Origin of the sequence: Arhodomonas sp. AD133, assembly GCF_051195215.1 — a bacterium.
Classification (GTDB): domain Bacteria; phylum Pseudomonadota; class Gammaproteobacteria; order Nitrococcales; family Nitrococcaceae; genus Arhodomonas.
In genome coordinates this window covers 26,166-46,287 of the sequence record NZ_JBNAZM010000020.1, presented here as the reverse complement: position 1 = coordinate 46,287, position 20,122 = coordinate 26,166, and the positions used below count along the sequence as shown (strand labels likewise).

19 protein-coding genes are annotated in these 20,122 nt (G+C 68.9%); 14 read left to right on the top strand and 5 right to left on the bottom strand.

What is annotated here, in order from left to right; all coding sequences use genetic code 11:
* The first annotated feature begins 47 nt into the window (after positions 1-47).
* Together ACPEES_RS12595 and ACPEES_RS12590 are read left to right on the top strand one after the other, a co-directional pair.
* The gene (locus tag ACPEES_RS12595) at positions 48-833 is read left to right on the top strand and encodes a DUF1461 domain-containing protein (RefSeq protein ID WP_435103847.1); all 786 of its coding nucleotides are present in this window, start codon (positions 48-50) and stop codon (positions 831-833) included.
* Positions 826-2,271, top strand: a complete 1,446-nt coding sequence (locus ACPEES_RS12590; protein ID WP_435103846.1) for an FAD-binding oxidoreductase — start codon at positions 826-828, stop codon at positions 2,269-2,271. Before ACPEES_RS12595 ends, ACPEES_RS12590 begins: the two co-directional genes overlap by 8 nt.
* Positions 2,272-2,333: 62 nt before the next feature.
* Here ACPEES_RS12590 and ACPEES_RS12585 read toward each other — a convergent pair whose 3' ends face one another.
* The gene (locus ACPEES_RS12585; RefSeq protein WP_435103845.1) at positions 2,334-2,675 is read right to left on the bottom strand and encodes a high-potential iron-sulfur protein; all 342 of its coding nucleotides are present in this window, start codon (positions 2,673-2,675) and stop codon (positions 2,334-2,336) included.
* Between the two features lie 492 nt (positions 2,676-3,167).
* Between ACPEES_RS12585 and ACPEES_RS12580 the strand changes: the two genes are divergently transcribed.
* On the top strand, positions 3,168-3,383 hold the full coding sequence (locus ACPEES_RS12580) for a hypothetical protein (RefSeq protein WP_435103844.1): 216 nt from the start codon (positions 3,168-3,170) through the stop codon (positions 3,381-3,383).
* Positions 3,384-3,441: 58 nt separating this feature from the next.
* Here ACPEES_RS12580 and ACPEES_RS12575 read toward each other — a convergent pair whose 3' ends face one another.
* Positions 3,442-4,368: a methylenetetrahydrofolate reductase gene (locus ACPEES_RS12575; protein WP_435103843.1), complete on the bottom strand. Its 927-nt coding sequence runs from the start codon at positions 4,366-4,368 to the stop codon at positions 3,442-3,444.
* Between the two features lie 158 nt (positions 4,369-4,526).
* On the opposite strand from ACPEES_RS12575, the gene ACPEES_RS12570 reads away from it, so the two are divergent.
* On the top strand, positions 4,527-5,111 hold the full coding sequence (locus tag ACPEES_RS12570) for a YajG family lipoprotein (RefSeq protein WP_435103842.1): 585 nt from the start codon (positions 4,527-4,529) through the stop codon (positions 5,109-5,111).
* Positions 5,112-5,193: 82 nt separating this feature from the next.
* Here ACPEES_RS12570 and ACPEES_RS12565 read toward each other — a convergent pair whose 3' ends face one another.
* Positions 5,194-5,478 carry a PilZ domain-containing protein gene (locus tag ACPEES_RS12565; RefSeq protein WP_435103841.1) on the bottom strand — a complete coding sequence of 95 codons (285 nt, stop codon included), beginning with the start codon at positions 5,476-5,478 and terminating at the stop codon, positions 5,194-5,196.
* Positions 5,479-5,600: 122 nt separating this feature from the next.
* Complete coding sequence (locus ACPEES_RS12560; protein WP_435103840.1) at positions 5,601-5,891, bottom strand: YcgL domain-containing protein; 291 nt, start codon at positions 5,889-5,891, stop codon at positions 5,601-5,603.
* Positions 5,892-5,923: 32 nt separating this feature from the next.
* On the opposite strand from ACPEES_RS12560, the gene ACPEES_RS12555 reads away from it, so the two are divergent.
* On the top strand, positions 5,924-7,486 hold the full coding sequence (locus tag ACPEES_RS12555) for a R3H domain-containing nucleic acid-binding protein (protein WP_435103839.1): 1,563 nt from the start codon (positions 5,924-5,926) through the stop codon (positions 7,484-7,486).
* A gap of 10 nt (positions 7,487-7,496) precedes the next feature.
* Here the strand turns inward: ACPEES_RS12555 and ACPEES_RS12550 are convergent, their stop codons facing one another.
* On the bottom strand, positions 7,497-9,161 hold the full coding sequence (locus tag ACPEES_RS12550; RefSeq protein ID WP_435103838.1) for an ABC-ATPase domain-containing protein: 1,665 nt from the start codon (positions 9,159-9,161) through the stop codon (positions 7,497-7,499).
* 376 nt (positions 9,162-9,537) lie between these two features.
* Between ACPEES_RS12550 and ACPEES_RS12545 the strand changes: the two genes are divergently transcribed.
* The 9 genes from ACPEES_RS12545 (at position 9,538) to ACPEES_RS12505 (ending at position 20,027) form a co-directional block, all read left to right on the top strand.
* Positions 9,538-10,281: a TerC family protein gene (locus ACPEES_RS12545; RefSeq protein WP_435103837.1), complete on the top strand. Its 744-nt coding sequence runs from the start codon at positions 9,538-9,540 to the stop codon at positions 10,279-10,281.
* A gap of 134 nt (positions 10,282-10,415) precedes the next feature.
* Positions 10,416-12,422 (top strand): methyl-accepting chemotaxis protein, encoded by a 2,007-nt coding sequence (locus ACPEES_RS12540; protein WP_435103836.1) that lies wholly within the window; start codon positions 10,416-10,418, stop codon positions 12,420-12,422.
* A 95-nt stretch (positions 12,423-12,517) separates the two neighbouring features.
* The gene (gene dinB, locus ACPEES_RS12535) at positions 12,518-13,588 is read left to right on the top strand and encodes a DNA polymerase IV (protein ID WP_435103835.1); all 1,071 of its coding nucleotides are present in this window, start codon (positions 12,518-12,520) and stop codon (positions 13,586-13,588) included.
* A 90-nt stretch (positions 13,589-13,678) separates the two neighbouring features.
* The gene (locus ACPEES_RS12530) at positions 13,679-14,425 is read left to right on the top strand and encodes a glutathione peroxidase (protein ID WP_435103834.1); all 747 of its coding nucleotides are present in this window, start codon (positions 13,679-13,681) and stop codon (positions 14,423-14,425) included.
* Between the two features lie 333 nt (positions 14,426-14,758).
* Positions 14,759-15,664, top strand: a complete 906-nt coding sequence (locus tag ACPEES_RS12525) for a LysR family transcriptional regulator (protein ID WP_435103833.1) — start codon at positions 14,759-14,761, stop codon at positions 15,662-15,664.
* Between the two features lie 276 nt (positions 15,665-15,940).
* Positions 15,941-16,864 carry a DMT family transporter gene (locus ACPEES_RS12520; RefSeq protein WP_435103832.1) on the top strand — a complete coding sequence of 308 codons (924 nt, stop codon included), beginning with the start codon at positions 15,941-15,943 and terminating at the stop codon, positions 16,862-16,864.
* A 265-nt stretch (positions 16,865-17,129) separates the two neighbouring features.
* A complete protein-coding gene (locus ACPEES_RS12515) occupies positions 17,130-18,647 on the top strand; it encodes an AAA family ATPase (protein WP_435103831.1) in 1,518 nt (505 codons plus the stop codon).
* A 1-nt stretch (position 18,648) separates the two neighbouring features.
* The gene (locus ACPEES_RS12510) at positions 18,649-19,371 is read left to right on the top strand and encodes a general secretion pathway protein GspB (RefSeq protein WP_435103830.1); all 723 of its coding nucleotides are present in this window, start codon (positions 18,649-18,651) and stop codon (positions 19,369-19,371) included.
* Positions 19,368-20,027: a hypothetical protein gene (locus tag ACPEES_RS12505; RefSeq protein ID WP_435103829.1), complete on the top strand. Its 660-nt coding sequence runs from the start codon at positions 19,368-19,370 to the stop codon at positions 20,025-20,027. The genes ACPEES_RS12510 and ACPEES_RS12505 overlap by 4 nt, the downstream gene beginning before the upstream one ends.
* Positions 20,028-20,122 lie beyond the last annotated feature (95 nt).

The following is a 20,122-nucleotide window of genomic DNA, read 5'->3' as shown; positions in this document are numbered from 1 at the left end:
TCACTGCAGGGTGACACCACGGCGGCCAGCGTCACCGGAGGCCTACCGTGCGCCTGCGTGCGCCCGCCGTCACGGCGTACAATGAGCGAATGCTCGACGCCGTGCGCTGCCACCGCCTGCTCACCGCAATCGCCAGTGCCACCGTCGCCCCCGCCGCATTGCTCGCGGCCGCGGGCGTGGCCTGGCAACTGCTATCGCTCGTCGACTTCGGTTATCCGGCCCTCTACGGAGCTCTCGACATTCAGGCCCACATCGCCGAGTACGGGCCACAGAACCGCTACCGCAGCGGTTTCGAGACTCTCACGCCACAGCAGCACCAGGCGTTGTTCGGCGACATCGTGACCGCCATCAACCATGGCGGCGAAGGTCTCGAGACACTGCGCTACCAGCCACCGAACGCGACCGCCGAGGCGTTACTGCGTCCCCCGGAGATCGCGCACCTGCGTCTGGTCGCCGATTGGGTCTCCCTGCTTCAACGCGCTGCCATAGGCGCGGGCCTGTGCCTGCTCGCCGCGGTTACCTGGCTGCGGCGGGCGGGACACGTGCCCGGCGGGCGGGCGCTCGCGGCCGGTGGCGGCCTCGCCCTCGCCGTCGGCGGCGGCCTGACGGTGGCGGCCTTCGATGCCGGTGACGGCGGCTGGTTCGCGCGGCTGCACGAATGGGCTTTCCCCTCCGGGCACCAGTGGTTTTTCTACTACCAGGAATCGCTCATGACGACGTTGATGAAGGCCCCCGACCTGTTCGGGCCGATGGCCGCCGAGCTTGCCGGCCTCACACTCGGGCTGACAGCCGCGCTACTCGCGGCCGTGCGCTGGTGGCTGCGCCATGACTGATGGCGTCGACGCACTGGTGCATGAGCTGGAGAACGTCCTGGGCGACGACGCCGTGATCACCACGCCGGCCGCAACGGCGGCGTACCTCCGTGAACGCCGGGGTCTGTTCAAAGGTCGCTGCCGGGCGGTGGTGCGCCCGGCGGATACCCGCGCGGTATCCGAAACGGTCCGCCGGTGCGCCGCCGCCGGTGTGGCCATCGTTCCCCAGGGCGGCAACACCGGCCTGTGCGGCGGCGCCGCACCGGACGCCAGCGGCGATCAGATCGTGCTGAGCCTGGAACGTCTGCGGCGCATACGCGCCATTGACCCACTGGGCCACACCCTGGTGGCCGAAGCGGGCTGCACACTCGCCGACGTGCAAGCCGCAGCCGCCGGCGCGGACCGGCTGTTTCCCCTCGACTACGCCGCCGCCGGCGAATGCTGCATCGGCGGCAACCTGGCGACCAACGCCGGTGGCATGAACGTGCTGCGCTACGGCAACGCCCGTGAGCTTGTGCTCGGCCTGGAAGTCGTCCTCGCCGATGGGCGCGTCTGGAACGGGTTGCGCGCCCTGCGCAAGGACAACAGCGGTTACGATCTCAAGGACCTGTTCGTCGGCTCCGAGGGCACGCTGGGCATCATCACCGCCGCCGTCCTGCGTCTGCACCCCCGCCCCCGGCACCGTGCCACCGCCCTGGTCGCACTGGACACCCCATCGGCGGCATTGGGTCTACTCGCCGAGCTGCGGGCGCTTACCGGCGACAGCCTCACCGCCTTCGAGCTGATGGGGCGCACCCCCGTGGAGTTCTCACTCCGCCACGGCGCGGGCTGCAGCGACCCGTTCCCACAACCGTGGCCCTGGTACGTCCTGCTGGACGTTACCAGCTCCCGACGCCACGACGACCTGCGAGGAATGCTGGAAGGGACGCTCCCGGAGCTGCCGTCACTGGCCCGCGATTACCGGATCACCGACGAAGATGCCGGGCGCGACACGCTCTGGGCACTGCGCAACAGTATCCCCGCCGCCCAGCGCCACGAAGGAGCCAGCATCAAGCACGACGTCTCGGTGCCGCTGCCGGCCATCCCCGACTTCCTCGCACGCGCGGATGCAGCCGCCCGGCAGCGGTTGCCGGGGATACGCCCTTGCGCGTTCGGTCACGTCGGTGACGGCAACATACACTTCAACCTGAGCCAGCCACCGCAGATGGCCCGTGAGGACTTCCTCGACCGCTGGGACGAGTTCAACCGGCTGATCCACGACATCGTCGCGACGCTGGACGGCTCGTTCGCCGCCGAGCATGGCGTCGGCCAGCTCAAGCCCGCCGAGGTCGCGCGGCTGAAGTCCGCTGAGGAGGTCGCGCTCATGCGCGCGATCAAGGGCGCACTCGACCCTCAGGGCACCCTCAACCCGGGGAAGGTAGTACCCGCCGGGGATACCGGCGGCCATGATCGTCACTGATTCGTCCAGACGGGGATGGGCACTCGCCCATCCCCTTGACGCTCAACGCGTCTGACTGGCGCTCAGCTCTTCGCGACCCAGGCGGAACACCATCCCTGGGCGTTCACCAGCTTGCCGGGGAACGCGCTGCACGGGCCCCATTCCGCACCGGATTCGCCGGTGAAGAGCTGGCAGTTGGCACAGTGAGCGCCTTCCTGGAAGGCCGCATTGCCCGTGGCGGTGCTGGCGTCATGGGTATAGCTCAGAGCCTTGGCCGCGGGGTCGTCCGGGCTCAGCCTGGGCATATCGTCCTGAGCGCTGGCCCGGCGCGTCACCAGGCCACCGGCGAGCGGCACCGCCGCCACGCCCAGCAGACCGGTGCGCAGAAAACGCCGTCGGCCACGGTCGGGATGGTTCTGGGACATGGTCATCTCCTTTCGTCTTGCGGGTAGCTGATTTGTCGTCTCGTGGGCCGGTGGTCCGGCCTCCTCATTTAGTGGCGCGCTTGTCCGTCGCGCCTTCATGTCTGCCCCGTCCCCAGCGATACACCGCCTGTGCCAGCGGGCATTTACCAACCATTTCGAACATGCTGCCAGGCCCCGGTGGCCTTATGCGCCGTTGTGGACGGCGTCGCTCGCCGCTCGTGTAGGGCCTTGCTACACGTCGCAATTCGCGCTGCTGATTCCCGCGACGGTTGACTCCGGCGTCGCCCCCGGCCCTGTCGTCGCGACACACCGCCCGACTGGCTCGCTGACATGTGGCATGCGCTGTAACCGGATTGGTCATCCAAGAATGTCGACAATGTAACGCCTATCCGCCGGGGCGTCATCCGCAATTCAATGACTTGCATATGCGAATGAGAACGATTACTGTTTATTGCAGACGATTCAGATGCCCGGCAATGAGAGGAGACAGGGATGAGCTACCAGATCGACGCCCGACTCAATGGCGCCAACCCCTGCCTGGAAGTCAGCGATGCCAACTCGGGGGCTGTACGGCTAATCTGGGAATATCCACGGGCGGCCGCGGATGAGGGGGAGGCCAGGGAACTGGAACGCGAAGCGGCGATCGAGGAGCTGTTTCGGCGTCTGTTCCTGCTCACAACGCAGGACTACCTGCGTAGCCAGCGCTGACGAGCGCGCTGCGAGGTGGCCGGCAGCCGATGCCGGCCACCTCGCGAGCCATGCAACCTCAAGCGGTGCGGGAAAGCTCCACGGAGAGGTTGCGCGCGAGACGCACGGTGGTCTCGTGAGGAATCTTTCCGATGGGCGCAAGGCTCACGCCGACCGGCATGCTTGGCGCCCGGCGCGCGCGATGCGCGGAAATCGTCGCCCATGCGCGCTCGATCTGCGTGAGCGACCGCTCGGTGACCTCGTCCGGCTTCTCGGTGAGCCAGGCCTCGAGTTCCGGCGCCAGGTCCACCCCCAGCCAGTGCAGGAACCGGATGTTGCGTTCGTTCTTCACCGGGCAGAGCGTCACCAGCACCTCCGGCGGCGGCGACGGCAGACCGCCGTCGACCAGCGCGTCGACGAGATCGGTGAACTGCTCCGGATGGTAGACGATCTGCGTGGTGAAGAAATCCGTGCCGGTGCGCATCTTGCGGCGCATGCGATCGGCCTCCCCCGAGCGCGTGGGGATGCAGATGTTGCCCACCCGCAGATGGCGGTCGGATATCACCTCCCGGATGAGCTCGTTGGCTTCCGGCACCGACGGGCCGGGGTAGTCCACCCCGCTCTTCTCACCGCCCACCAGCACGAAACGCCGGACGCCGTATTCCTCCCATGTCTCGCGAAACCAGTCGGCCTGGCGGTCGCGCTCCAGGTGGACCACGACGCGGTTTATCATACACTCGATGCCGAAGGTATCGCGGATGCGCCGCGCGAGCTCGCGCGGCTCCATGCGGGGCTCGAACGGCATGCGCCGCTCGCCCTTGTCACTCTTGGAACTCTCTTCACGGATTTCGGGAATATTGATCCCGTCCAGGCCCACTGACTCATGTAGGGCCGCCACCTTGGCGAGAGCCGCATCGACCCCTGCCTCGCCCTGCCGGGTAAGCGGCGGCACCACTTCGAGGTGCAGGCCTGCAGGCTGGTTAGCTGTACTCGCTGGCTGCGTCACTCGTATCACCCTTGTATGCTGCGACACAACAGGCGCTCGCAGCGCCAGAGTTCGCAGAGTCTCGGGCCCTAGCTGTGGGTCGTCAAGTTAAATCCTGAACACAATGAATTCGTTCAATCACCAGGATGAGTCAAGCTCATAGAAAGGAGGCCTCAGACATGCCCCTCTCCACCGCTCGCCTGCTCACCCTCATCACCACCATAGTGGTGCTCGCCGGCTGCGCCCAGAACCCGCAGACACTGCGCCTGAGCGTGGAACCGCCGGAACCGAACGCGAGCGTCAGTGGCGGGCCGCCGGTGGCGCTGGAAGTCGTGGACCGGCGCGAAGACAAAGCCCTGGGCGTGCTGCAGAACCGGGAAGACGAGGACGCGACGATCACCACGAGCCAGGACCTCGCCTACGTCGTGGAGCTGGCCGCCGGAGAGACGCTCTCACAGGCCGGGTTTCCACCCCAGCTTTGGTCGGACACGGCGACACCGCGCCTGCTCATAGAGATCACCGAGCTGCGACACACGGTAACCGCCGACGTGCCGCGGCGGGTGGACACTCGGATGACATTGCAGGCGCGTGCCTGGCGCGGCGGGGAGCGTTTCAACGGTCAGGCCTCGACCTCGCGGAGCGCGCGGGTGGTCACGCGCCCGGGACCGGAGCGCAACGCGGCGGACATCGCCCGGGCGGTCCAGGACGCCCTTCGCCAGCTCTTCGACCGGCGTCTGGTGGATTTCCTCGCCGGGCGCGGGTAACCGCGTCGGCCGCGCGCACGCCGCCGGCAGGGGCGACACGGCTACCGAGCCAGCCCCCCCGGGGCGGGCCGGTTCCGTGCCATCAACGGCGACGGAAACGCAGCCCCATACCGTTACCGCGGCAATAGCACACGACCGCGGCGATGCGCCTTGGTACCGCGCGCGTGCCCACGGCGGAGTAGAGCTGAACCTCCACCGGCATGCCGCGCCAGAGCATGACCCGCCCGGCATGCAGGCCGACCCCCGCACGACTGACGTCGCGGGTACGATAGCTGCCGACGGCACGGCCATAGAGGTACACGCGCACCAGCAGATCCGCGGGAAACCGGGCGACGTGACGTCGGTTCGTTCTAAGCTCGTTGGCCATGCCCCCTCCGCCCAGCAGACACGCGCTCGGACCGTTCCAGTGCCCTGAGCCGAGGGCACGCCGTATCGCCTACACAGAACACTGACTCATGCAATTGAGCATAGCCGTCGACAGCCGCGCTATTAATGCTTCGTCCGGTTCGCCCCGCCGAACGGCATGACGTCGTCGTCGGGCGGCAACTGCACGAAGCAGCCGCGATGCAGCAGCCCGTCGAGCACTTCAACGGCGCGCACGCGGGCAAGGCGGCGCCCCGGGTGGATCGTGAGCTCCATGACGAGCTCCAGCCGCCCCATCGCGTCCAGCAACGCGTCGGGCACACCGGCGATGTCGTCGCGCCTCGAAGTGGTCGGGCGAGCCCAATTGTCACCCGTCGGCACGGATGATTGACAGTTTAACGGGTGGCGGGGATACATGGAGGTAAGGACACAGCAGGAGGTCGTCCCGCGTGAGCATCGAAACCCGAACCGATGACCTCGAACGGCTGCTCGGCGTCCTTCCCCGGCCACTGCGGGAACGCCTGCGCCGCTTACCCTCCACGGATCTGCTCGAGGTGGTGCTCGACCTCGGCCGCCCGCCGCAGGCACGCCTCACCGGCGGGCCGCATGCCCTCGACGATGCACCGGTGACGCGCGAGACACTCGCCCGAGTGTGCGAGGCCGTCGGCCGTTTCACCGCGGACAACCGCGCCGGCATCGAGGGCACGCTCCACCGTATCGCCGCCATCCGCAACCGCACCGGTGAGACCGTCGGGCTGACCCTGCGCGTCGGCCGCGCCGTCTATGGCACCATCGCCCCCCTGCACGACCTCGCCGCCGATGCCTACAGCATCCTGCTGCTCGGGCCGCCGGGGGTGGGCAAGACCACCCGCCTGCGCGAGATGGCACGGGTGCTCGCCGACGACTTCGCCCGACGCGTCGTCATCGTGGATACCTCCAACGAGATCGCCGGCGACGGCGACATTCCACACCCGGCGATCGGTTCCGCGCGCCGCATGCAGGTTCCCCATCCGGATGCCCAGCACGCCGTGATGATCGAGGCGGTGGAAAACCACATGCCCGAGGTGATCGTGGTCGACGAGATCGGCACGGCCGCCGAGGCGGCCGCAGCGCGCACCATCGCCGAACGCGGCGTACAGCTCATCGGCACCGCGCATGGCACGACGCTGGAGAACCTCACGCGCAACCCCACGCTCGCCGACCTGGTCGGCGGCGTACGCACGGTCACCCTCAGCGACGAAGGCGCCCGTGCACGCGGCACCCAGAAGACCGTCAGCGAACGCGCCGGCCCGCCGACGTTCGGTGCCGTGGTGGAGATCGTCGACCGCGAACGCCTCATCGTCCACCGCGATACCGCGCGCGCCGTGGACGCGCTGCTCCGGGGCATCGCCCCACGGGGCGAACCGCGCGGCACGACCGGCGAGTCCGGCGGCGAGCCCGCCATTCCGGCACCGCCGGCGCCCCCGGTACCGGAACCGGAACCGCAACGGGTGCCAGCGCCGACGAAACCGACTCCGCAGAGCGGCAGCGAGCGCATGGTGCGCATCTATTGCTACGCGTTGAGCCGCGATTCCACCGAGCGCGTGCTGAGGGATCTGCGCCTCAACGCCCGCACCGTGGAGCAAGCCGAACGGGCGGACCTGGTGCTCGCTCTGCGCGCCCGCAGCCAGGACCGGCGCCTGCAGGAACTGATCGCCGAGACCGGGGCCCCGGTTTACGCGATCAAGCGCAATAGCACGGCGCAGATACGGCGATTGCTGCGCGACGTCTTCAACGTCGTGCCGGGCCTCAATGACGCCACGGTGGACGCCGCCGCCCGGGAAGCGGAAGCCGCCGCACAGCGCGTGATCGACGAAGGCATCGCGGTGGAGCTCACGCCGCGTTCGGCGCCATTGCGCAAGCTCCAGCACCGCATCGCCATGCGCCACCGCCTGCTCGCGCAGAGCACCGGCTGTGAGCCGGACAAGCACCTGGTGATTCAGCCCGGCACCGACTCCCCCGCGCCGGGCTGAGCCGCACCGCTCAGCCCGCGCCGCCGGCGCGAAACACGGCGCTTCGCAGTCGATTGAGCGCCGCCATGACCTCCGCGGGGCGCGGCCGCGCCAGATCGCCGGAGGGGCGCCCGGTCAACCGCTCCCAGGGCTGGGCGAGCAGCTCCCGCACCTGCGCCCCCGGATCGGTTACCCATTCACCACCGTGGGCGGCGAGCAGCGGGAGCAGCAAGCCGATGGCACGCACCTGGCTGGCATCCACGATCTGCTCGACGGCGCGCAGATCCACGTCGTCACGCCCGAATACGAGGGTGTCCTCGCCACGGGCCTTGATCCGCGGCTTGCCCCGACCGGCAGTGGGGTCCACCGAGCGCGGACGCAACGAACGCGGACGCGGTGCCGCGAGCGCGCTCTCCGCCTCCTCGCGACGTCCGGCCGCATGCTCGGCGGCGATACGGCGCGCCTCGGCGGTCACGTCCCGCGGCAGGTAGTCGTGCATCTGGATGACCGTGTCCGCGTGGGCGAAATAATCCCCCGACCCGCCCATTACCAGCACTGTCGACACCGCCAGGGTATCCCGCAGCTCACGGATGCGGTCGACGAACGGCGTGATCGGCTCGTCGCGCTTGGCCACCAACGCCTGCATGCGCTGATCGCGGATCATGAAATTGGTCGCCGAGGTATCCTCGTCCACCAGCAACGTGCCGGCACCGAGCTCCAGTGCCTCCTGCAGCGCCGCCGCCTGGCTGGTAGAGCCCGAGGCGAGCTCCGTGTCGAACGCCGTCGTGGACTTGCCGTAGGGCAGATGGTTGATGAACGGCGAGAGATCCACGGCGTGCACCGCACGGCCATCTTCGGCGCGGATCTTCACCGCCTCCGCGTCGGTGACGACCCGTTCCCGCCCGTCACCGGGGACATGATCGTAGACGCCGAGCTCCAGGGCGCGCAGCAGCGTGGACTTGCCATGGAAGCCGCCGCCGACGATGAGGGTGATGCCCCGCGGCACCCCGAGACCGCTGACTTCCCCCGCATTGGGGGCCATCAGCGTAGCCCGCAGACTCGGCGCCGACGCGAACGCCACAGCATCCGCGAGCGGGCGGTCGTCCACCCCGGAGCGCCGGGGCAGGACCGCACCGTCGGCGACGAAGGCCACCAGCCCCTGCCCGGCGAGCTGCTCGCGCAGGGCGAACTGGTCCTCGACAACGTCGCAGTGATGCGCCAGCGCCGCGGTATCGCGGTGCTCCGGTCGCAGCGCGGCACGTACGGCCCGTGGCAGGATCCGGCACAAAAGCTCCCGCGCCTGGCGGCCGAGGATGCTACGGCCACGCGCCGGCAGATTGACGGTGAAGCGCAGCTCCACCCCCTGTGGCGTGAACAGGGCTGCGGTGCGGTCAAGCACCGTCTGCGCACCGGCATCGATGGCGATGGCCGGCTCGTCACGCACGGCGCGACGGAAACAGCGCGCGAGAAAATCGCGCGCCGCCCGTGCGCGCACCCCATTGCGGACGTCGTCGGGCAGCGCCGCCTCGTCCCAGGGCATGATCACCCGCAGACGTGACGGCGCCGCATAGGGGTCGCCCTGGACGTGATCGACCCGCAGCTCGAAGTCGTCGAACCGATAACGCCCGGTGATGTCGCGATAGGCCTTGTAACCCTTGCCATCGATCCGGGCGAGCGTGCTCTGCAGCTCCTGCATGCCTCGCTCCGTGGCGCATGAGTTGAATTGGGCGCGCGCCTGCCGGCGCGTGCGTCTCGGAAGGCGGCCAGCGTGCCACAGCGAACGCGGCTGTAAAGATAGCGCTGAACGATGCCCGCGTCGTCGCCAGGCTCCGGCGAGACGGCGCTCGCAGCGCATGGCCGTGATCCGTTACGGGAATACCTGCCTGGCCCCGCCCCCCGCCAGACGTGCCCACGGAGGCTCTCGGCACCGGACTCGGCTGGTCATACCGATGCGCCGATCGGCCGGAGGCTGGCACGAATCGTCCAGCGGTTCCTCGAGCGCCGCCGTGCTGGCGCCCCCTGCGGACGGCCCGTATCCTCCCCGACGGGCACCAACATGCAGGGAGACCATCGTGCTGGAATGGATCGACTGGATGAGCGACCCGGCCGCGTGGGCGGCGCTGGTAACGCTCACTGTGATGGAGATCGTGCTCGGCATCGACAACATCGTGTTCATCTCCATCCTCGCCGACCGCCTACCCGAGCACCAGCGCCCGCGCGCCCGACAGCTCGGGCTGATGGCGGCGCTGGTCACCCGGCTGCTGCTGCTGTTCTCCATCGCCTGGCTGATGGGGCTGACCCGTGCCCTGTTCGAGGTTTTCGGTCACGGGGTCTCGGGCCGCGATCTCGTCCTCGGCGCGGGTGGGCTGTTCCTCATCTACAAGGCGACCACGGAGATTCACGCCAAGCTCGAAGGCGAAGGTGACGGCCATGCCGCAAGCGACGCGGCGGGCGCGAGCTTCGTCAGTGTCATCGTCCAGATCGGGTTGCTGGACGTGGTCTTCTCCCTGGACTCCGTCATCACCGCTGTGGGCATGGCCGACGACATCGAAGTCATGGTGGTGGCGATCATCCTCGCCGTGGGTGTGATGCTGCTGCTCGTGGGGGCGATCAACCGCGTTATCGCGGCTCACCCGACCATCAAGATGCTCGCGTTGTCGTTCCTGATGCTCATCGGCGTCGCACTGGTCGCCGACGGTGCGGGGCTGCACATTCCCAAGGGCTACATCTACTTCGCGATGGCCTTCTCCGCGGCCGTGGAGATGATGAACCTGCGTCTGCGCGCGCGGCGGCGTGAACGACAAATACATACGTAGGCACGACCGGGAGACGACCGGCACCTGGTGTGTCCTGACACGGGCGGATCAAGTTCATCGCCCCGCCGCCGATAGAAGGAAGTGGAACTCCACGATTCCCGGCAGCGAGAACGATGACAATGAGCCAATCGCGATTGACGAGGACGAGAGGCAAGGCGGCGGGTGGACGCGGCGCGTGGCGCCTGGGGCTGACCGCCAAGGTAATGGCCGCACCGGTGGTGATCCTGGTGCTGTTCGTGGTCGTCGGCGCGGTCGCGATCGCGGGCTTCCGCGCCGTCGACCGGCACATGGGGGTGGTCACCGGCGATCTCGCCCCCGACACGGCGACGGCTACGGCGATCCTGAGCGACCTTTACAGCCAGCGCCTCGCGCTCAATGCGTACATCGACACCCGCGCACGGGATAATGCGGAGGCCTTCCTCGCCAACGGCGAGCAATTCCGCGCGGAGCTCGAGCGGGCTCGCTCGCGCATCGATGACGCCCAACGCCTCGAGTTGCTGGACACGCTGGCGACGCAGCACCAGCAATACGAGACCGCGTTCAGCGAGAAGATCCGGCCGGCAACTTCCACGCTCGCGGAAGTGGCCGACCGCCTCAGCAAGGCCGGTGAAGCCGCCTCCGCCCCCCTCGACGATCTCGCGGCCATGGGCACCGGGCAGAACGACTACCTGCTCGCCTACCAGGCACAGCGCACACTGGGCATCGTCAACGAGCTGCGCACCACCGCGCGCCGCTATCTCAGCGACCGCGACGAGGCCCTGCTCGAGGAAAGCCGCAAGCTCGCCATGGACGCCCAGCGCGGTCTCAAGCAGCTCAACGCCTACATCCTCGGCGACCGCCAGGCAGAGCTTCGCGCGGCCGCCGCCGATGCCACCCGCCGCTACCAGCGCATCACCGACGAGCTCGCCGCCCAGCTCAGCACCATCGCGCGAACGAAGACCGACGTCATGGATCCGCTCGGCGGGAAAATGGTCGAGACCGCCCAAGCGCTGCAGGACAGCAGCTTCAGCGCGCTCTCCGAGGTGGCCGGCGAGGCCGGCGCGCGCACCAGCTCGGCGATGACCCTGACCGCGGCACTGGTCGGCGTGGCCACGGTCGGCGGGCTGATCCTCGCCTTCGTCATCACCCGGGGGGTGGTACGCCCGGTCCAGCGTGGCCGCCGCGAGATCACCGCGCTGCTCGACGACATGGAATCCGGGCAGGCAGACCTCTCCCGGCGCCTTACCGCCGGGCAGCACGACGAAGTGGGGGACTTCATTACCGCCGTGAACCGCTTCCTCGAGGCGCTGCAAGGGGTCGTTCGCGGCATCAGTCAGGAAACCGAGAGCCTCGCCGGCGCCTCCGAGGAGCTCACCGCCGTGACCCGCTCCACCGATGAAGGCGTGCGGCGCCAGCGCGAGGAAGTGGACCAGGTCGCCACCGCCATGAACCAGATGGCCACCACGGGGCAGGAGATTGCCCGCAATACCTCGGAGGCGGCCGAGGGCGCGGAGGGTGTCTCCAACGACAGCGGCCAGGGCCGGGAAGTGGTTCAGCGCACGGTTGATGCCATAGACGGCCTGGCACAGGAGGTGGAATCCGCTGCACAGACCGTCATGGATCTGCGCCAGGAGGCCGGCAATATCACCACGGTGCTGGACGTCATTCGTGACGTCGCCGAGCAGACCAACCTGCTCGCGCTCAACGCCGCCATCGAGGCCGCCCGGGCCGGCGAGCAGGGGCGGGGCTTCGCGGTGGTGGCCGACGAGGTCCGCACCCTGGCCCAGCGCACCCAGGAGTCCACCGGCGAGATCCAGAGCATCATCGAGCGGGTGCAGGCCGGCGCGGAGGCGGCCGCCAGCGCCATGGACAGCAGCCGCACCCGCGCCCGGAAAACAGTGGACCAGGCCGCCGAGGCTGGCGATGCTCTCGGGCGCATCAGCGAAGGGGTCAACCGCATCACCGAGATGAACACCCAGATCGCCGGTGCGGCGGAGGAACAGACCGCCACCAGCGAGAGCATCAATCAGAACGTCAGCCAGGTGAACGCCGTGGTCGAGCAGACGGTGGAGAGCATGGAACAGCTCGAGCGCGCCGGCAGCGAACTCGCCGCCATGAGCGAACGGCTGCGCGAACTGGTCGGCCGCTTCCGCGCACAATAGCCGGGTACGCGGGGGCCGCGCCCGATCCCCCGGCCGCTCGCCGGGGCGGCCTCCACTCGACCGCGTGCGCCTGAGCAGGGATACTATGCGCCGCCATGAGCGGCGGCGAACGTACCATCCTTCACGTGGACATGGACGCCTTCTTCGCGTCCGTGGAGCTGCTACGCCGGCCCGAGCTCGCCGGGCAGCCGGTGGTGGTCGGCGGCCGCGGCGACCCCAATCGCCGCGGCGTCGTCTCCACCGCCACCTATGAAGCACGCCAGTACGGCATCCACTCGGCGATGCCACTGCGGCGTGCCGTGGCACTCTGCCCCCACGCGGTGTTCCTGCCGGTGGACCTGCCAGCCTACCGGGACGCCTCGATGGCGGTGTTCGACATCCTGGAAGACGTCTCCCGCGTGCTCGAACCAGTGGGGCTGGACGAGGCCTACCTGGACGTCAGTCACCGCGACGAGCCCCCTCGACAGCTTGCGAGGACGCTCAAGAACACGATCCGCGAGCGCACCCGGCTCACCGCCTCGGTCGGCTTCGCCCCCAACCGCCTGCTGGCCAAGATCGCCTCCGATCTGGAGAAGCCCGACGGCCTCACCGAGCTGACGCTCGACGACGTGCCGGCGCGCGTATGGCCGCTGACGGTGCGCACCCTCCATGGTGTCGGCCCCCGGACCGCCGAACACCTTGCCGAGCTCGGGATCACCACCATCGGCGAGCTGGCCAATGCACCGCTGGAACGCCTTGCGCGGTTGTTTCCGGCCCGCCACGCCGAAGCGCTGCAGGCGCGAGCCCACGGCCACGACGACCGTCCCGTCGGTGCACGACGGCGGCGTAAATCCATCGGCCGGGAGACGACGTTCCAGACCGACTGCCGCTCCAGCGGGCGCCTCGCGTGGCTGGCTGCGGAAATGATCCGGGGCCTGGTACCGAAGCTGCGCGAGCGCGGCCTGCGGGCAAAGACGGTGACGGTGAAGATCCGCTATCGCGACTTCGTCACCCAGACACGCTCGTTCTCGCTGCCCGAGGCCAGCGACGACACCGATATCCTCCAGGCCGCCGCCCGGGAATGCCTCCGCCAGCACAGCCTCCACCGCGCCGTACGCCTGCTGGGCGTCACCTTCTCCCAACTCACCGACCGCCCTGAACATAGCCTGCAGCTATCGTTCGAATAGAAACGTTTCATTTCACAGACAGCGCTGGCTGCATCATCATTCTCCCCATCAATCGTTTTTCGCCTGACAATCGACAACCGGAGGCATCTCATGGATAACCGCGAAGGCCTGCGCGTACCCGAGGTCACGTTCCGCGTGCGCCGCGACAATGCCTGGCAGAGCATCAGCAGCGACGACATCTTCACCGCGAGAACGGTCGTGGTTTTCGCGCTGCCCGGTGCGTATACACCGACCTGTTCCGCCAGTCACCTGCCCCGATACAACGAGCTGGCGCCCGTACTCAAGGCGAACGGCGTGGACGAAATCGTCTGCCTGTCGGTGAACGACACCTTCGTGATGAACGAATGGGGCAAGGATCAGGAGGCGGAGAACGTCACGCTGCTGCCTGACGGCAACGGCGAATTCACCGACGGCATGGGCATGCTCGTGGACAAGTCGGAGCTCGGCTTCGGCAAACGCTCCTGGCGCTACAGCATGCTGGTGCGCGACGGCGTCATCGAGAAGCAGTTCATCGAGCCGGAGAAGCCCGGTGACCCGTTCGAGGTCTCCGACGCGGACACCATGCTCAACTACATCAATGCCGCGGCCAGGCCACCGGAGCCGGTGACGCTGTTCACGCGGCGCGGCTGCCCTCACTGCGCCCGGGCGCAGGACCTCCTCGACCAGGCCGGTATCGCCTACGAGAGCATCGAGCTGGCCCGACCGGTGACGAGCCGTTCGCTGCGTGCGGTCTCCGGCCGCAACACCACGCCGCAGGTGTTCATCGGCGGCCACCACATCGGCGGTGCGGACGAGCTCGAGCGCTACCTGCGCACGCAGCAGCGCTCCGCCGCGTAAGCGTGCCGCGACGCGCGGGTACGGGCACGACTGGACAGGGAGCCCGTGCCCGCGTGGTCCCACGCCGGCGTGTTTCCCGCTCGCGGCATGTTTCCCGCCTGCGTCACCCGGAACGCACTCAACCAAAAAAAAGCCCCCGGCCGGGGAGGCCGGGGGTGTTGCTTGCCGGGGATTGCATCGCAACAGACAGAAGGGTGTATCAGGAACGGAAACCGACGAATCGCCAGGCCGGGGAGCCCTCGAGGCGATTCGCCGTGGCCAGAGGCCGATTTTCAAGCTACGCTTCGCATGCTATCGGTGCAACGCATTTAACTTATAAGTAATATTCACCAGATGAATTTACGCGGCGTGGACCTCAACCTGCTGGCGGTATTCGATGCCATCCTCCAGGAAGGCAGCATCACCCGCGCCGCCGAGCGCCTGGACATGAGCCAGCCGGCCACGAGCAATGCCCTCAACCGGCTGCGGGCGCTGCTGCACGATCCGCTGTTCGTCCGCCAGGCCCGGGGCATGACCCCCACGCCAAGAGCTCGACAGCTCGCCGAACCGATCCGCGAGGCCCTCACCCTCATCCGCCACACCCTCTCTGAGCAGTGGCTGTTCGACTACGCTCATTCCGAGCACCGCTTTCGCGTGGCGATGAGCGACTACGGGGACTCGGTGATCCTGCCGCGGTTGCTCGATCACCTGGCGCGGGTGGCACCGGCAGTGCAGGTGGACGTGGTCGCCAACGACCAGCCCGCCGTGGCCACCGATCTGCGCAGCGGCGACCTGGACCTCGCCATCGGCAACCGCCCGGAGCTGGAGCGGGAGTTCCGCAGCGAGGGGCTGCTGGTGGAACAGTTCATCTGCATGGCCCGCGCCGACCACCCGGGAATCCGCGACCGCCTCACCCTGCGGCGATTCGCGGAGCTCCACCACGTGGACGTCAGCCACACCCGTTACCTCTCCCGGCGCATCGACGAGGCCCTGGCCGCCGAGCAATTGCGCCGCCGGGTGACAGCCACCGTGCCCAGCTTTCTTTCGGTCGCGCCCATCGTCGCCGCCACCGATCTGATCACGACCATCCCGTGGCGGGCCGCCCGGGCGTTCGCCGGCACCGGCGGCCTGCGCCTGATACCGCCGCCGGTACCGCTCGACGACGCGCCGGTACACCAGTATTGGCATGCGAGCACCGACACCGACCCGGCCAGCCAGTGGCTGCGGCGGACCATTCTGACGTTGTGTCAGCGTCTCTAGTGTCCTGTATCAGACAGTCGCGGTATTTCTGCACGTCATGGTGCCGCCGTGGCCAGGCGGCGGTGCGAAGGCGTGGCGGCCCCCACGTCGAGCGACGCCAACACGGCGACAGCGGCGCCATGACGCGCCCGAAGGGAGCGCCCCGGTCGCGCCGCGGCGGTGACGCGCCGCCTCGCCGTAGGCCCCACTACGACTCGTCGCCGCGCCTGGCCCTGGCGAGACCGGGGCACTCGGAATTGCAACGACAATCTGATTCAGGACACTAAGGGAAGGCTCATGGCCGCCACGGACAACACCATCTCCGCGGAACACCCCCACACCCTCGCTTACGCGGGACTCGTGCTCACCGCGCTGTTCTGGGCCGGCAATGCCGTGCTCGCACGCGGCGTCGTGGACGTCATTCCGCCCGTGGCCCTGTCGTTCTGGCGCTGGGCACTGGCGCTGCTGATCGTGCTGCCGGTGGGCATCGGCCCGCTGCGGCGGGACTGGCCAGTGGTACGCCGGAACTGGCGCCGGATGCTGCTGGTCGCCGGGTTGAGCGTGGGCCTGTTCAACACCCTGCTGTACCTCGCAGCGGACTCGACGACCGCGCTCAACCTCACCCTGATCAACGCCACCATGCCGATACTGGTGGCCCTGCTCGCCTGGCCGGTACTCGGCGCCCGACCACGTCCCGCCCAGGCTGGCGGTATCGCCTGCGCGCTCGCTGGCATCGTGACCATCGTCGCCGGCGGCCGGCTTGCGGCACTGCTCGCGCTGTCGTTCCGCCCCGGGGACCTGATCATGGTCGGCGCCGTGAGTGCGTGGGCGCTGTTCTCGGTGCTCCTGCGCCGCCGTCCGCTGCCCATGTCGGCGGCCGGCTTTCTCACCGCGCAGATTCTCTTCGGGCTGCCACTCATTCTGCCGGCCTACCTGCTCGAGCTGGCACTGGTCGGCGGGTTCGACCTGACACCGGCGCTGACCCTGCCTTTCGTGTATGTCGCCGTGTTCCCGGGACTGCTCGCCTACGCCTTCTGGAACCACGGCGTCGCCCGCGTGGGACCATCCAGGGCGGCGATGTTCATATACCTGGTACCGGTGTTCGCCGCCGGCCTCGCTTTCCTGCTTCTGGGCGAGTCGCTGGCGGCCTACCATGCAGTGGGGGGCGCGCTCATCCTTGCCGGACTCTATCTGGCGACTCGGGTACCGACGAACGACTGACCCCTACGGGTGGCTCGTTTCCATGTTTGGGGCTCAAGCCGGGTAGGTCGGCTGCACTTGGCAGCCGACATCTCTGCGACGGGTATGTCGGCCAGCGCTGTGCGCCCGCCGAGCTGCGGCGACTGTTCAGCGACGTTCATGCACAGCGCGCTTGACCGACAACGGCGTATCTACGCCGGCCGGGCCACCGCCGGCACCGGTGGCGGTTTGCGCCGGCGCCCGTGCGCAGTATCCTGCTGTCCCGACAACGCACTCGGCACCCGGCATGTACGAGGCCGCCTACGGACTACACACGCGCCCATTCGCGCTGCCCCCGGACCCGGGGTTTCTCTTTCTCGGCACGAGCCACCGGGAAGCGCTCGCCCACCTGGTCTACGGCGTGCGCGAGCGAACCGGGTTCGTTCAGCTCACCGGCGAAGTGGGCACGGGCAAGACCCTGCTCGCCAGAGCACTGCTGGAGCGCCTGCCCGGTGACGTGGACACGGCGTGGCTCTACCGCCCGACGGACTCGGTGGCAGGGTTCGTCGCCGCGATTCTGCGCGAGCTGGGCGAGACGCCCGCCGACGGCGCCGACAGCAACGCGCTGGTGGATCAGCTCAATCGCCGGCTACTGGCCGCCCATGCCCGCGGACGCACGACGGTGCTGCTCATCGACGAAGCCCAGACACTGGGCTCGGCACTGATCGAGCAGGTACGCCTGCTGACCAACCTGGAGACCCGCCGGGAGAAGCTTCTGCAAATTCTGCTGGTGGGCCAGCCCGAGCTACGCGACTTGCTCGCCCGCCCCGCCCTGCGTCAGGTCGCACAACGCATCACCGCACGCTACCACTTGCGGGCGTTGAGCCGCGACGAGGCCCGGGCCTATGTCCGTCACCGCCTGCGCATGGCCGGCGGCGACGAGAACCTGTTCACCGCGCCGGCCATGCGCACGCTCTATCGCGCGAGCGGCGGTATCCCGCGGCTGGTGAACGTGGTCGCCGACCGCGCGCTGCTGGGCGCCTATGGTGACGGCGCCCGCCGGGTCAGGTGGCGACACGTACGCCGCGCGGCCCGCGAGCTCGATCACCAGCACCGCCGCCCGCGACGCTGGCCGTGGGCAGCAGCCGCCGGCACCGCCGTGATGATCGCCGCCGCGGGCCTGTGGTATCTGCGCCCGGTGGGCGGCGACGCCGCCGCCCAATGGCTGACGTCCCTGGCATCCATACGGGAGAACGCCTCATACGATCGCCCGGCCGAGGCGGTGGCGGCACTTGCCGATCGTCAGGGCGTGGCGACGGCCACCGCGAACGGTGACGCCGTGGACTGCAGCGCGCTCGATGGTTCGGGTTTCGTCTGCCTGCATCTGCGCGGCGACTGGCAGGCACTCACCGGGCTGCGACGCCCCGTGCTGCTCGAGCTCGACACCGGTGGCAGCACCACCATGGTGCTCGCTGACGGCGTCACCGCCGGACAGGCCCGGCTGTACCGCGACACGGCTGCGCACACGGTCTCCCGGGACGTTCTCGCCCCGGTGTGGCAGGGTGACTTCATGGTGCTCTGGCGCCCACCGGCGCTCACCCCCATCCCGGCGACCGTCGGCGATCGGGGTGAGGCGGTGCGGTGGCTGCGCGACCGCCTGGGCGCGGAGGCACCGCCCGACCTGCAGAACCATTTCGACCGTCGCCTCGCCGAACGTCTCGGCACGTTCCAGCAACGCCACGGGTTGCCGGATCACGGGCGCCTGGACCGGGCGACGCTGCTGTACTTGCTGGAAAGTCCCGACCCCGCCATGGAGGCCCGTTGACGTGTCCTACATTCTCGACGCGCTGCGCCGCTCCGACCGGGAACGCCGCGGGCTGGGCAACGCCCCGCCTGCACGCCCGCTACGCTACCGCTCCGGGCACCGGTACCGCCTGGTCGTGCTCGCAGCGGTGGTGCTGATCGCCACCGCCATCGCCGCCGTGTACCTGTCACCATCACTGATGAGGGCGCCGGAGACGGCGCCTCCGACCGTCGACGAGGCCGGCGGCGGCAAGGCCGAAGACCACGAGGAAACGTCGGTTCTGGCACAGCTCGCCGGCGAGGCCGACTCATCCACGCAACCAGGGCGCGAGCCGGATACCGGGGCGAACGGGAATGCACAGCCTGACGCCGGATCGCAGCCGGATGCGCAACCGCCGCCGACATCCGACCCGCAACCCCAAGACCGACACGAGCCGGATCCCGAGCCGGAGCGGCCGCCGGCGCCCGAGCAGGAGTCGGACCCGGGGCCGGTACCCGAGCCTGCCCCTGCCTACGCCTCGTTGCCCACAGCGTATCGGCAGTCGCTACCGGAATTCACCATCAACGTGCATGTCTATGCCGCCGAGCCGGGACGACGCTTCCTTCTGGTGGACATGCGCCGCTACGGCGAGGGGGAAACGCTGGCGGCCGGGCCGAGGATCGAGCGTATAACCCCGGACGGGGTCGTGCTCGCCTGGCGGGAGCGCCAGTTTCACATACCGGTGGGGGGCGGGCCCCGCGGATGAGCACGATCGCGTGGATCGCCGCGGCACTGGCCCTGGCGGCAGTCTGGCAGGCAACGACCTGCGTTCGCTGTCTGCGGCGCCGGCAGCCCGCTGCGGCAACGCTGCGCGCGGGCAGCACCCTCGTGCTTCTGGCACCGCTCGTGGCGCTCGCACTGGTGGCCGCCCATCTCTACACCTGGCACCGTCTCACCGCCGAGGAAACCGTCGCCGAGCTCGCCGTGGCCCATGTCGACGGTGACCGCTATCGCGTCACCCTCACCCGAGCCGACGCGACCGAACCGGCCAGCTACCCCCTCCGGGGCGACGACTGGCGCCTGGAAGCGAGGGTGCTGCGCTGGCGCAGCACCGGGGAGCTCCTGGGGCTCGATACCCGCTACCGCCTGGAACGACTCGCCGGGCGCTATCGCGACACCGAACGTGCCCGCCGGGAACCGGCCAGCGTCCATGACCTGACGGCACCGTCGCTGCGCCCGCTGGAGACCGTCGGAGCCGGTCTCCTGAGGTACTTCCCCCTGGCCGACGCCCGCTACGGCAGCGCCACCTACCTCCCCCTCTCCGACGGCGCCCGCTACCGCGTCAGCATCGGCCGCGACGGCCTCATCGCGCGGCCAGTGAATGACGCAGCGGAGACGGCGGTTGCCAGGCGCTTCCCATAAGAAGTGACAAGTTGAAAGCGGCAAGTAACAAGTGGCCGCCCGCACATGGGTTTGCCGCCTTCCTCGTTGCCCTTGCCTCTTGCCACTTTTCCCTC